This window comes from Rhodococcus sp. P4_E4 (genome assembly GCF_056401575.1).
In genome coordinates this window covers 42,462-58,075 of sequence record NZ_JBFUJB010000021.1, presented here as the reverse complement: position 1 = coordinate 58,075, position 15,614 = coordinate 42,462, and the positions used below count along the sequence as shown (strand labels likewise).

Genomic DNA, 15,614 nt, shown 5'->3' with positions numbered 1-15,614 from the left:
TACCCCACCGCACTTCTATCCGGCATTTGCGACCTGCACTTTCTGTACTTACTCGATTCAGTTGGTCAGCTCACGAACAGCGGAAATGCCTTTGGATGAACCGGAGCCGGAAGCGCCGACTCGCCTGTGAGAAACATGTCGACGGCACGTGCGGCCGACCGTCCCTCGGCAATCGCCCACACGACCAGCGACGCGCCGCGATGCGCGTCGCCGCAGACGAATACGCCGGGTGTCCGGGTCTGCCACCCGACATCACACTCGATTCTGCCGAGTGGATCGGTGCCGACATCAAGGTCGGTGAGCAGTGGGGCGGTTTCGACGCCGTCGAAACCCAGAGCGAGCAGGACCATCTCGCACACCAGATCCGTCGTGTCGCCGGTCTCCACCAGGGTCCGTTGTCCATTCGTCCCCCGCGACACGGCTACCGGAACCATCCGGATTGCGCGGACCGCACCCCCACCGTCGTCGAGAAATTCCTGCGCCGCCCATCGGAATCGTTTGTCACTGCCCTCCTCGTCTGCCGGCGAGCTGCGTAGGACCCGCGGCCACAACGGCCATGGGTCGCGATCTCGATCGCGGCGTGCCGGAGGTGGGACGTGGTAATCCAATTCCGTCACCGAGAGGGCGCCTTGGCGATGCACCGTGCCGAGGCAGTCGGCGGCCGTGTCGCCGCCACCGATGATCACGACGTTCTTACCTCGCGCCGAGATGCTCGACGCTCCGTCACCCTCGCATTCGTGGTTGGCCGCACGCAGGTACGTCATCGCACGATGGATTCCGCGAAGACTACGACCCGGTACGTCTGTGTCTCTGGCACGGTCAGCCCCGACCGCCAGGACTACCGCCTCGAATTCCGTCGAGAGGTCGTGCGCGCTCACGTTCACTCCGACGGCGCAGTCGGTGACGAATCTGGTCCCCTCGGCGGTCAGTTGGTCCAGCCGCCGGTTGATGAGGGCCTTGGGCAACTTGAATTCCGGAATTCCGTAGCGAAGCAGTCCCCCGATCCGATCGCTCCGCTCGAACACCGTGACACTGTGTCCGGCTCGTGTCAGTTGTTGAGCCGCAGCCAGTCCCGCCGGTCCCGAACCGACAACTGCAACACGGTTTCCACTGTGAACTACCGGTGCCTGCGGCCCCAACCAACCCGACTCCCAGGCGTTGTCGACGATTGCCTGTTCGATGCGCTTGATGGTGACACCCCCCGACGTGTGCTCGTCGTCGAGTGCGAGAACGCACGCCGTTTCGCACGGTGCGGGGCACAGATGTCCGGTGAACTCGGGGAAATTGTTGGTGGAATGCAGATTCTCCGAGGCTTCGGACCACCGTCCACGCCGAACCAGGTCGTTCCATTCCGGAATGAGATTGCCGAGCGGACACCCCACGTCGGCCGAATGGCAGTACGGCACAGCGCAGTCCATGCAACGCGAGGCCTGTGCAGATACGTCTCGATTTCGCACGACGGGATCCAGCGACTCGTATACCGACGCCCAGTCGCCGACACGCACATCGGTCGATCTGGTCGGTGAGCCGGATCGTTTCACGTTGAGGAACCCGCGTGCGTCAGGCATGAGCCGGCTCCACCAGTTCGTTCTCTTCCACGACCTTCCGGTAGTCGACAGGCAAAACTTTGGTGAATCTCGGACTCTGGCCAACCCAGTCGTCGAGAAGTTTTGCCGCCACCGGCGAGCCGGTCGCGGCCAAATGCTCGCCGAGAATTTCGACCAGCTGACTGCAGTCTTCCGCCGAAGGCCGCTCCAGAACGACCATGTCGCCGTTGACCTTCTCTGCCTTCACGTCGAGTACGAAGGCAATTCCGCCCGACATTCCCGCAGCAAGGTTCCTACCAGTTGGGCCGATGATGACGACGCGACCCCCGGTCATGTACTCGCACGCATGGTCTCCGACGCCTTCCACCACAGCGACCGCGCCCGAGTTGCGCACCGCGAATCGTTCCCCGACACGCCCCCTGGCATAGAGCGCACCGCTCGTAGCTCCGTACAGCAGCGTATTGCCGGCAATCACCTGATCCTCCGCTACGAAGGGCGCGTCCTCACTCGGCCGAAGCGCGATTCGTCCACCGGAGAGCCCCTTCCCCACGTAGTCGTTTGCATCGCCGACAACGACCAGCGAGATGCCGGGCGGCAGGAACGCACCGAGTGACTGGCCTGCCGTTCCACTGAGCACGACGTCGATGGTGCCTTGAGGTAGCCCGACGGCGCCGTAACGTCTGGTCACCTCTGCGCCCAGCCTCGTTCCCACCGCCCGATCCGTATTGTGTACTGGCAGTTCGATATGCACGGGTCGAGCGTCCTCGAGTGAGTTCGCCGCGCACTCGATCAGGGTGCGTTCGAGTTCGCTCGAGACAGGTACACACGGCGGGTAGGCCGCGCCGGTCGGCGCGGCCGGAACGTCGAAGAGTGGTGAGAGGTCCAACGTGCGACTCTTCCAATGCGCCACCGCCGGAGACATTTCCAATACGTCTGCGTGGCCCAGAGCGTCGTCGATACTTCGAAACCCCAGTTCTGCCAACAAACGTCGTACGTCGTCGGCGATGAAGCGAAAGAAGTTCTCGACGTACTCCGGCCGGCCGGTGAATCGCTCTCGCAGTTTGGGATTCTGCGTCGCTACTCCGACGGGGCAGGTGTCGAGGTGACATACCCGCATCATGACGCAGCCGGCCGCGATCAGTGGCGCCGTGGAAAACCCGTACTCCTGCGCCCCCAGCAACGCGGCGACGACGACGTCCCGCGCCGTGCGCAAACCCCCATCACACTGGACGACGATCCGATCGCGTAACCCGTTGAGCACCAAGGTCTGCTGAGTTTCGGCCAGCCCGATCTCCCAGGGCGTACCAGCGTGGTGGATGGACGAGAGTGCCGCCGCCCCCGTCCCGCCGTCGTGACCGGAGATCAGCACCACGTCGGCGTGCGCTTTGGCCACACCTGCCGCAACAGTCCCGACTCCGACTGCGCTGACCAACTTCACGTGTATCCGCGCACGATCGTTTGCGCATCTGAGGTCGTAGATCAATTGGGCGAGATCCTCGATCGAATAGATGTCGTGGTGCGGGGGCGGAGAAATGAGGCCGACTCCAGGTGTCGAGTACCGGGTTTCCGCGATCCACGGGTACACCTTGGACCCCGGAAGCTGCCCTCCTTCACCGGGCTTGGCGCCCTGGGCCATCTTGATCTGAATGTCGGTGGCATTGACCAGGTAATCGCTGGTCACCCCGAAGCGACCACTCGCGACCTGCTTGACTGCGCTTCGACGCTTGTTGTCACGCAATCGCTCCGGTGACTCTCCGCCCTCACCGGTGTTCGAACGTCCGCCGAGAGCATTCATCGCAACCGCCATCGTCTCGTGCGCCTCGGCAGAGAGGGAACCGTAGCTCATCGCACCGGTGTTGAATCGAGCGAGAATCATCTCGACGGGTTCGACCTGATCGAGGGGAATCAGCTGACGAACCTCACGCCGAAATCGAAACAATCCCCGAAGTGTTCCGCCCTGCGCGCTCAGTCGATCGACTTCATCGCTGTAGCGACGAAACGTCTCACTTCGCCCCGTCCGGGTCGCATGCTGAAGGAAGAACACGGACTCGGGTGTGAACACATGCAATTCACCACCGCGGCGATACCGGAACTCTCCACTGCTGCTCAACTGACGATGCTGCACCGTACGATACGTGGCCGCGTGACGCATCAGAACCTCTCGCGCGACTTCGGTGATACCGATCCCGCCGATCCGGCTCCGTGTGTTGCAGAAGTATTCGTCGACCAATTCTCGGCCCAAGCCCACTGCCTCGAATACCTGTGCGCCCGTGTAGGAGTGAACCGTAGCGATTCCCATCTTCGACATCACTTTGAGCACACCGGAATTTGCCGCTCTCAGATAGTTGTCCGATGCCATTTTCGAATCTATCCCGGGAAGCTCGTCTTGCTCGCTGAGTGCTTCTACCGATTCAAGAGCAAGATAGGGGTGGACAGCCGCCGCACCGTAGCCGATCAGCAGCGCGATGTGATGAACTTCGCGCGCGTCACCCGACTCGACGACGAGGGAAACCTTGGTTCGCAGGCCATGCCGAACCAGATCGTGGTGCACGGCAGATACTGCGAGCAATGACGGAATGGGAGCCTGCTCAGGGCCCGATCCACGGTCGGAGATCACCAGAATCTCGATTCCGGCTGCGGCGGCCGTTCGGGCGGACTCACGAAGCCTCTCGACGCCTTCGCCGAGACTGCCTCTCGGATCGAAACCTCCCCGTAGGACAGCGCTTCTCGGAGTTCTTGCGCCGCATAGTTCGGCGACCTTCGCCATCTTCCCCGGTCCGATCACCGGTTTATCGAGAACAATCCTTCGGCACGACAGCGCCGACGCTTCGAACAAGTTCTGCTCAGCGCCGAGGGTGACACCAAGCGTAGTGACGACTTCCTCGCGAATCGCGTCCAAAGGCGGGTTCGTCACCTGAGCAAAGAGCTGGACGAAGTAGTCGTACAACAGCTTCGGCCGATCCGAGAGAACGGCGAGAGGTGTGTCGACTCCCATCGATCCCAACGGCTCCGATCCTGTGCGAGCCATTGGAAGGAGAACTTCCTGCAAGTCCTCTGCCTGGTATCCGAAGAGCAGCTGCCTGTGCAACAGCGGAGCCGGATCGCCTCGGGCAGGCGCCGACTCGGGGATTTCCTCGAGATCGACCAATCCCCCCTCGACCCATTCCCGGTAGGGGGCTGTGCTCGCGAGTTCGGATTTGATCTCCGCATCGGAAACGATGCCACGGCGAGCGGTGTCGACGAGGAACATTCGACCCGGTTCGAGGCGCCCCTTCTCCAACACCTCGGACGTCGGAGCGTCGAACACACCGCTCTCACTCGCCAACACGATACGGCCGTTCCTCATCCGCCACCATCGCCCGGGGCGAAGACCGTTACGATCCAACACCGCCCCGACAACAGTGCCGTCGCTGAACGTCACGGACGCCGGACCGTCCCATGGTTCCATCAGGCAAGCGTGAAATTGGTAGAAGGCCCTCATCTCGTCTGGCATCGAAGAATCGTTCTCCCAAGCACCGGGAATCATCATCGCGATGGCGTGCTGCACACTGCGGCCCCCGAGCGTCAGAAACTCGAGCACTTCGTCGAACGACGAAGAGTCGGATCCACCCGGGGTACAGATCGGAAACATGCGATCGATGTCCCCACCTAAAAGTGCGCTCCGCAACATCGGCTCGCGAGCGCGCATCCAATTCCTGTTTCCCACAATCGTATTGATCTCGCCGTTGTGAGCGATGCAGCGATACGGCTGAGCAAGTGACCACGACGGAAAAGTGTTCGTGGAGTACCGACTGTGCACGACCGCCAAGGCAGTTCGCATTCGGGCGTCGCATAGGTCGGTGAAGTAACCGGGTAACTGCGTCGGCGTGAGCATGCCCTTGTACACGATGGTTCGGGCGGACAACGAGGGGAAATACACCGCATCATCGGCCGAATGAATTCGCTCGACTTGTCTCCTGAGCGCGAACACTCGTCGGTCCAAGGCAATTCCGCCCACACTGCGATCTCTTGGCTCGGCGCACGTCACAAAACATTGACTGATGTACGGAGCGCACTGCGCGGCAACGGTTCCGACGCAGTCACGGTCGACTGGGACCTCCCGCCACCCGATAATCCGCAGTCCTTCTGCCGCTGCGTACCGGTGTATCCGAACTACCGCGCGCCGACGTGCTTCCTGATCCACCGGGAGAAAGCAGTTTCCGGCTGCGTAGGTGTTCTCACCCATCGCGTTGGGTGGTGGAAGCTCGAACGCGGTCACCGCGTCGAAGAATTCCGTCGGCAGCTGAAGAAGGATGCCCGCGCCGTCACCACTGTTGCACTCGCGCCCGACTGCGCCACGATGGGTGAGATTGGCCAGGACCGCGAGCGCCTCGTCGACAATGGAATGCAGGTGACGTCCAGAGGTGTCTGCTACCACGGCTACACCACATGAATCGGTTTCCTGATCGGGGTCGTACAGGCCTCGAGGATCAGGTATTCGAGAAAACGGCACTCGGCGACCTCCACACGGTCATGCAGCCGACGTTCGCTAGTTTATCAGTACATAACCGCAGGTCGCGAGAGTAAAACTGTGGCCCCCTGACGACGAGCGTCAGGGGGCCACAGTTCCGAACATCGTTTTCGATCAGCTACGCAAAGGTCGGTTGTACTGATCGCGCACACTGCCGGTCAACATCATGATTCCGTCGATGAGCGGCCAGATGCCGCCGATTCCACACGTCAACCAAGTGACCGCGATCTGTGCGACAGCCATGCCGGGCTGGTTGAGGTAAAAACGTCCTGCTCCGAAACCGCCGAGCAGAATGCCCAGCAATCCGGCGGTCGTCTTCGACTTGTCCGAATACGGTTCGCCGGTCATCGGGTCACGTCCGTACGGTGCGGACGGGTCGACAAGGCCGAAGCCAGGCTGAGGATAACCCTGACCTTGCGGGTATCCCTGCGCCTGACCGTAACCGGGCTGCGAGTATCCAGGCTGGGGGTAGCCCTGCTGCTGACCGTAATTCTGGCTTCCCTGCGGTGGAGCGGCGGGGTAGCCCTGCGGCGGAGCCGCGTAGGGATTCGGAGTCTGATCTGCCGGCGCGCCGTAGACGGGACCGTCCGTCGGGGTTTGGGTCGGCCTCGAGTAGTCCGGCGCCGGATAGTCGGTCGCCGGATAGTTCTGGGCGGCGTAGCTTTCCTGCGACGTGTACGGCGCCGTGGGCTGATTCGGGGTGGAATCAGAATCGGCAGTGGGGAACGCTGTAGTCGATTCGGTTCCGGTCGGCGGCGGGTAGATGGGGTGGTTTCCCCAGCCCGGGCCGTTCCCGACTCCCGAATACGTGTCCCAGCCTGGACCGGTGCCGGTGGTCTCCGTCGACGGAGTCTTTTCCGTTGGCGCCGAGGTTTCCGTCAACGACGCATCCGCCGTCGCGTCGTAGTCGAACGGCGACCCGAACTGGGGTGGAACCGGCGGCTGCGATCCTGACGAGTCCCCCGACTCGGACGGTTCCGGATTCTTGTTCAAGTTAGGCAACGTACTTTCCTTCGATTCGACGACGGTACGTAATAGCTTTTGTTATCGGGCCACGAGAAGGGTTCGGCCTTCGCGTGGCCGGTCCCCCACACATCTGTCTTCGCGGTTCATCCTCGCGGTTCATCCTCGTAACGGCCGGCGAACACCGTCCCGCGCATTGCCCGAAAGTATCACGATGCCGTCGACGAACGCCCAGATCCAAATTCCGATGGCAAATGGAATTCCGATGAGGAACGCGGACATGAACAGCGCGAAGAACATGCCGAGCAGTTGGCACAGTCCGATGCCGACGCTCCCGATGTAAAGACGACCGACTCCACAGATTCCGAAGAAGCCCAGCAAGATCTGCAACAGTCCAGCTGTGGCTTTCGACTTGTCGGAATACGGTTCCCCCGTTACCGGGTGCCGACCGTACGGCGCATAGGGATCTCCGAACCCGTACATCGATGGAGCGGGCAGTGGCTGCTGATATCCGTACGGATTGGGCGCGCCGTAGACCGGTCCCTGATCCTCGGGGAATCCCCCTTGCGAATAGGGACCTGTCACGGCTTGTCTTTCTTCGACAGCTTCACCGCGTCCGACGACTCATCCGACGCTGCCGTGGAGGCGCTTGCCTCACTGGAAGCGGATTCAGCAGCATCGGATTCAGAATCTTCAGCGTCGGCGCCTTTCGCGTCGGCCTTCGCCGAATCAGTTTCGGTAACTGGCGCCGCGACTCCTGCTTCGCCGGCAGCTACCGCAGCGACGTAGTCCTTCGACTTCAAATCAGCCGGATCCTCACGACCCTTCTTCGCCAGGAAGAAGTAGGCCAGTGCGGCGAAGAACACGATCCCCGAAGTGAATGTGTTGACTCGAATGCCGGCGATCTCGTATGCGAAATCGTCGCGCATCAGTTCGACGACAAACCGGCCCAGGCAATAACCCGCGACGTACAGAGCAAACAGGCGTCCGTGACCGATCTTGAATCGGCGGTCGACGAGGACCAGCAGGATCACGATCAGGACGTTCCACACAGCTTCGTAGAGGAACGTCGGGTGAACGACCCGAATGACTTCTCCGTTGGAGACACCTGCCAGTTGATCGAGCTGGCCGGAGGAGTTCACACGCTCGAAGATCTCGAGGCCCCATGGGACGGTGGTCTCGCGACCGTACAACTCCTGGTTGAAGTAGTTGCCGATACGACCGATGGCCTGCGCGAGCAGGATTCCGGGCGCAATCGCATCACCGAGCGCGGAAACCGGAATGCCGCGTCGACGGCAGCCGATCCACGCACCGATGCCGCCGAGGAACACAGCTCCCCAGATTCCGAGGCCTCCCTGCCACACCTTGAGTGCATCGAGAGGCTGACCGTTCTCGCCGAAATAGGCGGGCCAGTCGGTCAATACGTGATAGAGCCTGCCACCGATCAGACCGAACGGAACAGCCCAGATCGCGATGTCGAGAACGGTCCCCTTCTCGCCGCCGCGGGCGACCCAACGACGATCTCCCCACACGATCGCGACGATGATGCCGAGGATGATGAAGAGCGCGTAGGCGCGCAGCGCTACCGGTCCGACGTACCAGACGCCTTGGGGCGGGCTGGGGATATAGGCCAGTAGGTCCACAGTTGAGGTCACGACGCCACGGTAGCCGAGCGGACGCCCTCGGCGAGTTCTTCGGTGAGCGAGCGAACCGCTCCCAAGCCGTTCTCGACCGCGGAGACCAGAGCCGAGCCGACGATGACGGCATCGGCGTACGCCGCGATTTCGGCAGCTTGTGCGCCGGACCGAACACCCAATCCGACGCCGACGGGAATGTCGGAATGCGCGCGGATTCGTGCGGTCAGTTCCGGAGCCATCGACGACACGGCGTCGCGAGCGCCGGTGACACCCATTGTCGAGGCCGCGTAGATGAATCCACTACTCGCGTCGAGTGTCATCGCGAGCCGTTCTTCCGTCGAGGACGGGGCGACAAGGAAGATCCGGTCGAGGTGGTGCTCCTCGGATGCTTCCATCCAGGCGCCTGCTTCTTCCGGAATGAGGTTGGGGGTGATGAGTCCGAGCCCGCCGGCGGAAGCGAGGTCTCGTGCGAACTTGTCGACGCCGTACTGCAGTACCGGGTTCCAGTAGGTCATCACGACGGCCTTGCCGCCGACCGAACTGATCTGCTCGATCACGGTGAAGATGTCGCGAAGGCGAACGCCGTTGGTGAGTGCGGTTTCGGCTGCACGCTGGATGGTCGGACCGTCCATGACCGGATCGGAATACGCGACACCGACTTCGATGATGTCGCAGCCACCGTCGACCATCGCCTTGAACACGTCGATCGATTCGGGAACGGTCGGATAACCGGCAGGCAGGTAACCGACGAGGGCGGCACGCTTGTCAGCCTTGCACGCTGCAAAGGTGGGTGCGAGGCGTGATGGTCGTTCGCTCACTTGTCCGAGCCTTCCGTGTTGTCGTTCTGGTCTGCTGCATCAGCCGGAGCGGTTGCCTGACTCGAGGCGCCGTCGAAGAGACCGAACCAGCTTGCGGCGGTGTCCATGTCCTTGTCACCGCGACCGGAGAGATTGACGACGATGATCGCGCCCTCGCCGAGTTCCTTGCCCAGTCGGAGCGCGCCGGCAACGGCGTGGGCGGATTCGATGGCCGGGATGATGCCTTCGCGGCGCGAGAGCAGCAGTAGAGCATCCATCGCTTCGCTGTCGGTGACGGGTTCGTAGGTGGCACGCCCGATATCGCTCAGGTAAGCGTGCTCGGGTCCGACGCCCGGGTAGTCCAGACCAGCAGAGATCGAGTGCGATTCGATGGTCTGACCGTCTTCGTCCTGGAGCAGGTAGGAGTAGGCACCCTGGAATGCGCCAGGTGTACCGCCGGCGAACGTTGCTGCATGCCTTCCGGTTTCGACACCGTCGCCGGCTGCTTCGTAGCCAACCAGCCGTACCGACAAATCGTCGATGAACGGGTGGAAGATTCCGATTGCGTTGGAGCCGCCTCCGACGCAGGCTGTGACTGCATCGGGCAGGCGGCCGGTCAGTGCCTGAACCTGGACGCGTGTTTCGAGGCCGACCACTCGCTGGAAGTCGCGAACGATGGTGGGGAACGGGTGCGGACCTGCCGCGGTACCGAAGCAGTAATAGGTGTTGTCCGCGTGGGAAACCCAGTCGCGCAAGGCTTCGTTGATCGCGTCCTTGAGCGTGCGCGAACCGGTCTCGACCGAGACGACCTCCGCGCCGAGCAGGCGCATGCGTGCGACGTTCAGTGCTTGACGTTCGGTGTCGACAGCACCCATGTAGATGACGCACTCGAGACCGAGCAGTGCACAGGCGGTGGCCGATGCCACACCGTGCTGGCCCGCTCCGGTCTCGGCGATGATGCGGGTCTTGCCCATACGCTTCGCCAGCAGAACCTGACCGAGAACATTGTTGATCTTGTGAGAACCGGTGTGGTTCAGATCTTCACGCTTGAGAATGATGCGCGCACCACCGGCGAACTCGCTCATTCGCGTTGCCTCGAAAATCGGCGACGGACGCCCGGTGTAATCGCGCTGCAAGCGATCGAGTTCGTTCAAGAACGTGTCGTCCGCGCGAGCCTTTTCGTACTCCGCAGTGACTTCCTCGATAACCGCCATGAGGGCTTCCGGCACATGCCGTCCGCCATAGACGCCGAAATGCCCTCCGGCATCCGGGTCGTGAGAGCGCTCGGTGAGTCCCGCGCTGGCCGGCGGCAGATTGCCGCCCTTGAATACTGCACCGGAGCCTGGTTCCTGAGTACGTGAAGTCACCCCACCAGTCTGCCCCAACGGTGTCGCTGGTCACCGCCCGGGTGCATCAAAGCACGCCGGGCGGGTGAACCGCTTTATCGAGACGGTTTGGGGCAGGACGGGTGTGCACCGGCATTGACCAGATCTGCGACGGCCTTACGAGGGTCGCCGCTGGTCACGAGGCCTTCACCGACGAGCACTGCGTCGGCGCCCGCACCGGCGTACGCCAACAGATCGGCAGTTCCGCGAACACCCGATTCGGCGATCTTGATCGTCTCGGTCGGCAGACCGGGAGCAATGCGACCGAAGGTGTTCTTGTCCACCTCGAGGGTCTTGAGGTTGCGCGCGTTGACACCGATCACCTTGGCGCCGGCTTCGAGCGCGCGGTTGGCTTCTTCCTCGGTGTGCACCTCGACGAGGGCAGTCATTCCCAGAGATTCGGTGCGATCGATCAGCGAGGCGAGCGCCTGCTGTTCGAGTGCCGCGACGATCAGCAAGATGACGTCGGCGCCGTGAGCACGAGCCTCGTGAATCTGGTACGGCCCCACGATGAAGTCCTTGCGCAGCACCGGAATGGTGACCGCTTTACGGACTGCGTCGAGGTCGGCCAACGAGCCGTGAAAACGGCGCTCTTCGGTGAGAACACTGATGATGCGTGCGCCACCGGCTTGGTAAGCCGCGGCAAGCTCTGCGGGATCGGCAATGTCGGCCAGCGCACCCTTTGACGGGCTCGCTCGCTTGATCTCGGCGATGACGCCGATGCTCGATTCCAGAAGTGCTGCTGCAGCATCGAGTGCAGGCGGTGCAGCGGCCGCAGCAGCCTTAACTGCAGCGAAGTCGAGTACGGCTTCGCGGGCGGCGACATCAGCGCGCACCCCGTCGAGAATCGAGTCGAGTACGGTCATCGTGGCCCGAATCCTTTCTGGGCAAGAGCCCGATGTGAGATACGTCATCAGGGTGGTCTCAGCCTAGTGGGACGAAATTTTGCTACTCCGCCGGGGTACCCACGCAGGTGAGGGTTCAGTCTTACTCAGTGCGACGACCCCGGTTTCGCACCGTTGCCTCCCCCAACTCCGTCGTCCCCGTCAGCCACTGTCGGGTCCTCTCCGGCATCGAGCGCGTCCCACAACATCCGTTGTGTCACAGGCTCGTCCGACGCGGGTGTGTCTCCCTGACCGAGCTTGGCTGCAGCTTCGCGGCGGGCGGCAGGGTTGTCGTACTTCGACGACAACCCGCCTCGCACTGGAGGTTTGCGCATCAGAAGTACTGCTGCGCCGAGCGCCGCCACCGCTCCGAGCAACGCAAGCAAGGCAGGCAGTACCGAAACAGTCGTCGAGAGATCTTCCGGGTGACCGGACAACTCGGCCAACTCCACCGCTCGGTCCGCAGAGGCTCCGGACACCAACAACTGCACCGCCGGAACCGCTACCGCGACGGCGACGAGTGCCACCAACAGTCCGACCACACGAAGCGCCCAACCTCGCACCGCGAACGACGCCGCGATCGCCGCCAGAAGCGCGAGCGCGAGCGGAGTCATCGCCGCCGCCCAGGTGCTGCCGTCGAGGTCCGTCGTCCGCTCCAGCGTCTTGCCGTCGCTCGAGGTCAGATGAACCCACGTCATTCGTGAGCTGCCCCACAGAGCTGCTGCCGACAGTGCAAGCAAAAGCGTCCTCGGCACAGCGGTGCCACGAGAAGCCCTTGTAGGCTGCTCCGCTGCAATCGACTCGTTCTCACTCACTGATCGTCACCTCCGATGGTGCGCAGGGTGTGCGCCGACGCGATGGCGCTCAGCACTGCCATCGCCTTGTTGCGGGCCTCGGTGTCCTCGTAGACCGGATCCGAGTCGGCGACGACGCCGGCGCCCGCCTGGACATATCCGATCCCGTCCTTGATCAATGCCGTTCGGATCGCGATCGCGGTGTCGGCGTCGCCGGCGAAGTCGAGGTAGCCGACGATGCCGCCGTAGATACCCCGCCTGGTGGGCTCGAGTTCTTCGATCAGCTGCATCGCACGCACCTTGGGTGCCCCTGACAGGGTTCCAGCGGGGAAGCATGCGGTGACCGCGTCGAGAGCGTGCTTTCCCTCGGCCAGATGACCGGTGACGGTCGATACGAGATGCATCACGTGGCTGTACCGCTCGATGTGCCGGTAGTCGTGCACCTTCACCGTGCCCGGGCGACAGACACGACCCAGATCGTTTCGCCCCAGATCGACGAGCATGAGGTGCTCGGAGTTTTCCTTCTCGTCGGCGAGGAGGTCCTTCTCGAGCAGGATGTCGTCCTCCTCTGTGGCACCGCGCCATCTGGTTCCAGCGATCGGGTGTGTCGTCGCGACGCCCTCGGCGACGGTGACCAGTGCCTCAGGGCTCGAACCGACGATCGAAAACGCCGTCTCTCCGTCACCGTTCGGCACGTTGAGCAGATACATGTACGGGCTGGGGTTCGACGCGCGCAGCATCCGGTACACGTCGATCGGTGCTGCAGTGCAATCGATCTCGAATCGCTGCGAGAGAACTACCTGGAATGCCTCGCCCGCTTCGATGTCGCCGATCAACTTTTTGACGTCGACACCGAAGCTCTCGGTGGTGCGTTGACGACGGTAGTTCGGAGTCGCTTTCGAGAATGTCGACACCGTCGATTTCGCCGGCGCCGCGAGAGCGCGAGTCATCGCGTCCAACCTGGCGACCGCGTCGTCGTACGCCGTGTCGACACGCTCGTCGGTGCCGTCCCAGTTGACCGCATTGGCGATGAGGGTGATCGCCCCTTCGTGGTGATCGACAGCGGCGATGTCGGCAGCAAGCAGCATGACCATCTCGGGTATCTGCAGGTCGTCGACCGCGGAGTCACCCAATCTCTCGAGGCGCCGCACCGCGTCGTAACCGAGGAACCCGACCATTCCGCCGGTCAGCGGGGGTAGGTCGGGAAGTCGCTCCGAACGAAGTAGTTCGAGGGTGGCACCGAGTGCATCGATCGGGTCACCGCCGGCCGGAGCACCGGCCGGAACATTGCCGTACCAAGCCGCCTCTCCGTCCACGACGGTCAGTGCAGCCGGACTCCCGACGCCGATGAACGACCACCGCGACCACGAACGACCGTTCTCGGCCGACTCGAGCAAGAAGGTGCCTGGACGATTGCCGGCCAACTTCTCGTACGCCGAGAGCGGAGTTTCGGAGTCCGCCAACACTTTCCGAGTGACCGGAACGACCCGGTGCTCAGCTGCGAGGGCACGGAACTGCTCCCGAGTGGTGGTGGAATCGGACGCGTCACCGACGATCGCGGTGTCGGACGACCGTGCGGACATGGAGGTGGGCTCGCCGTGCATGCCTCCATCATCCCAGGCTCCCCCACACGGTCGTCGTGCGCGGGTAACCTCGGCCGAATGAAACCAGGCCAACTCGCCCCCGATTTCTCGCTGCCCGACCAGGACGGAACTCCGCGCTCGCTGACGAGCCTGCTCGCGAACGGCCCCTTGGTCCTCTTCTTCTACCCGGCAGCCTCGACGCCGGTGTGCACCGCCGAGGCGTGCCACTTCCGTGACCTGGGCAGCGAATTCGCCGCGGTGGGCGCTTCGCGGGCAGGTATCAGCACCGATACGGTCGAAGCTCAGTCCACCTTTGCCACCGCACAATCCTTCGACTACCCCCTGCTCGCCGACACCGACGGCAAGGTAGCCGAACAGTTCGGCGTCAAGCGCGGACTCCTGGGCAAGCTGGCTCCGGTCAAACGCTCGACCTTCGTGATCGACACCGACCGCACCGTTCTCAAAGTCATCTCGAGTGAACTTCGCGCCAACACGCACGGCGACCAGGCACTCGAGTTCCTTCGCAATCGAAGCTGACTCACCTGGGCGAAATGATTCTCTGAGCAACCTGATTCTCTAGGCGACCTGAATCGAGCGCTTCGCAAGTCCCATCCAGAATCCGTCGATCACCTGGGTGGGCACCTGCTCCGGATCGGACGACGCACCGAGCGTGACGAACAACGGGGCGAAGTGCTCGATGGTCGGATGCGCGTACGGCATCCCGGGAGCTTGGGCGCGGAAGTCGATCAACGAATCGACGTCTCCGGCAGCGAACCTCTCCCCTGCCCACGCGTCGAATTCCGCCGACCATCCCGGGGCCTGCGCCTCCGGTGACGGATCGCGCAGGAACGGCAGCCCGTGCGTGGTGAATCCGGATCCCACGATCAGCACACCTTGCTCACGGAGTGGCCGTAGGCGTTCTCCGAGATGGAGCAAACGCTCGGGATCGAGGGTTGGCAGCGAAATTTGCAGTACCGGGATGTCTGCGTCCGGGTACATCACCGTGAGCGGCACGTAGGCACCGTGATCGAGTCCTCGATTCGGCTGCTGAACCACTCGTTCGTTGTCCGGCATCAACGCGGCGACCTGAGCTGCGAGTTCCGGAGCGCCGGGAGAGTTGTACTTCGCGCGGTAGAACCTCTCGGGAAAACCACCGAAGTCGTAGATGAGCGGGGTGCCCGTGGTCGTCGAACCGATCGTCAGCGGTGCTGATTCCCAGTGCGCCGAGACGACGAGGATTGCCGTCGGCCGCGGAAGATCGCCGGCCCACGCCCCCAATTGGTCGACCCACAACGCGCTGTCCACCAGCGGCGGAGCACCGTGGCTGAGATACAGCGCAGGCATGGTTGTGGTGGACATATGGGCTCCTCGGGATAGACATTCGTCGTTAAGTTGAAGGTTCAACCTAATATAGGACTCAACACTTGCGTCCCGCAACTATTCCCCGCAATATTCTTCTGGACATGCGTCTGAGACGCTGTACACCAGCACGCTCCGTGCACGAAGAATGCTCG

The 15,614-nt window shown here is 62.7% G+C and carries 12 protein-coding genes; 1 reads left to right on the top strand and 11 read right to left on the bottom strand.

The window, feature by feature from the left end; all coding sequences use genetic code 11:
* Positions 1-65: 65 nt before the first annotated feature.
* The 10 genes from AC1DVN_RS23150 to AC1DVN_RS23105 form a co-directional block, all read right to left on the bottom strand.
* Positions 66-1,568 (bottom strand): glutamate synthase subunit beta, encoded by a 1,503-nt coding sequence (locus tag AC1DVN_RS23150; protein WP_020969747.1) that lies wholly within the window; start codon positions 1,566-1,568, stop codon positions 66-68.
* Positions 1,561-6,039 (bottom strand): glutamate synthase large subunit, encoded by a 4,479-nt coding sequence (gltB, locus tag AC1DVN_RS23145; protein WP_477994252.1) that lies wholly within the window; start codon positions 6,037-6,039, stop codon positions 1,561-1,563. The genes AC1DVN_RS23150 and gltB overlap by 8 nt, the downstream gene beginning before the upstream one ends.
* Before the next feature lie 132 nt (positions 6,040-6,171).
* Positions 6,172-7,050, bottom strand: coding sequence for a TM2 domain-containing protein (locus tag AC1DVN_RS23140; protein ID WP_030245814.1), 879 nt, complete (start codon positions 7,048-7,050; stop codon positions 6,172-6,174).
* Positions 7,051-7,179: 129 nt separating this feature from the next.
* Positions 7,180-7,605 (bottom strand): TM2 domain-containing protein, encoded by a 426-nt coding sequence (locus AC1DVN_RS23135; RefSeq protein WP_029255475.1) that lies wholly within the window; start codon positions 7,603-7,605, stop codon positions 7,180-7,182.
* Positions 7,602-8,675, bottom strand: a complete 1,074-nt coding sequence (gene lgt, locus AC1DVN_RS23130) for a prolipoprotein diacylglyceryl transferase (protein ID WP_019748656.1) — start codon at positions 8,673-8,675, stop codon at positions 7,602-7,604. The genes AC1DVN_RS23135 and lgt overlap by 4 nt, the downstream gene beginning before the upstream one ends.
* Entirely contained in the window at positions 8,672-9,475 is an 804-nt protein-coding gene (trpA, locus tag AC1DVN_RS23125) for a tryptophan synthase subunit alpha (RefSeq protein WP_003944010.1), read from the bottom strand. Before trpA ends, lgt begins: the two co-directional genes overlap by 4 nt.
* Entirely contained in the window at positions 9,472-10,821 is a 1,350-nt protein-coding gene (gene trpB, locus AC1DVN_RS23120; protein WP_019748657.1) for a tryptophan synthase subunit beta, read from the bottom strand. The genes trpA and trpB overlap by 4 nt, the downstream gene beginning before the upstream one ends.
* A 74-nt stretch (positions 10,822-10,895) precedes the next feature.
* Entirely contained in the window at positions 10,896-11,705 is an 810-nt protein-coding gene (gene trpC / locus AC1DVN_RS23115) for an indole-3-glycerol phosphate synthase TrpC (protein ID WP_477994251.1), read from the bottom strand.
* 125 nt (positions 11,706-11,830) lie between these two features.
* A complete protein-coding gene (locus AC1DVN_RS23110; protein ID WP_283385434.1) occupies positions 11,831-12,538 on the bottom strand; it encodes a TIGR02234 family membrane protein in 708 nt (235 codons plus the stop codon).
* The gene (locus AC1DVN_RS23105) at positions 12,535-14,121 is read right to left on the bottom strand and encodes an anthranilate synthase component I (RefSeq protein ID WP_019748660.1); all 1,587 of its coding nucleotides are present in this window, start codon (positions 14,119-14,121) and stop codon (positions 12,535-12,537) included. Before AC1DVN_RS23105 ends, AC1DVN_RS23110 begins: the two co-directional genes overlap by 4 nt.
* A gap of 57 nt (positions 14,122-14,178) precedes the next feature.
* On the opposite strand from AC1DVN_RS23105, the gene AC1DVN_RS23100 reads away from it, so the two are divergent.
* Positions 14,179-14,637, top strand: a complete 459-nt coding sequence (locus tag AC1DVN_RS23100) for a peroxiredoxin (RefSeq protein WP_020907928.1) — start codon at positions 14,179-14,181, stop codon at positions 14,635-14,637.
* Between the two features lie 39 nt (positions 14,638-14,676).
* Here AC1DVN_RS23100 and AC1DVN_RS23095 read toward each other — a convergent pair whose 3' ends face one another.
* Positions 14,677-15,459, bottom strand: a complete 783-nt coding sequence (locus tag AC1DVN_RS23095) for a dioxygenase family protein (protein WP_019748662.1) — start codon at positions 15,457-15,459, stop codon at positions 14,677-14,679.
* Between the last annotated feature and the right edge of the window lie 155 nt (positions 15,460-15,614).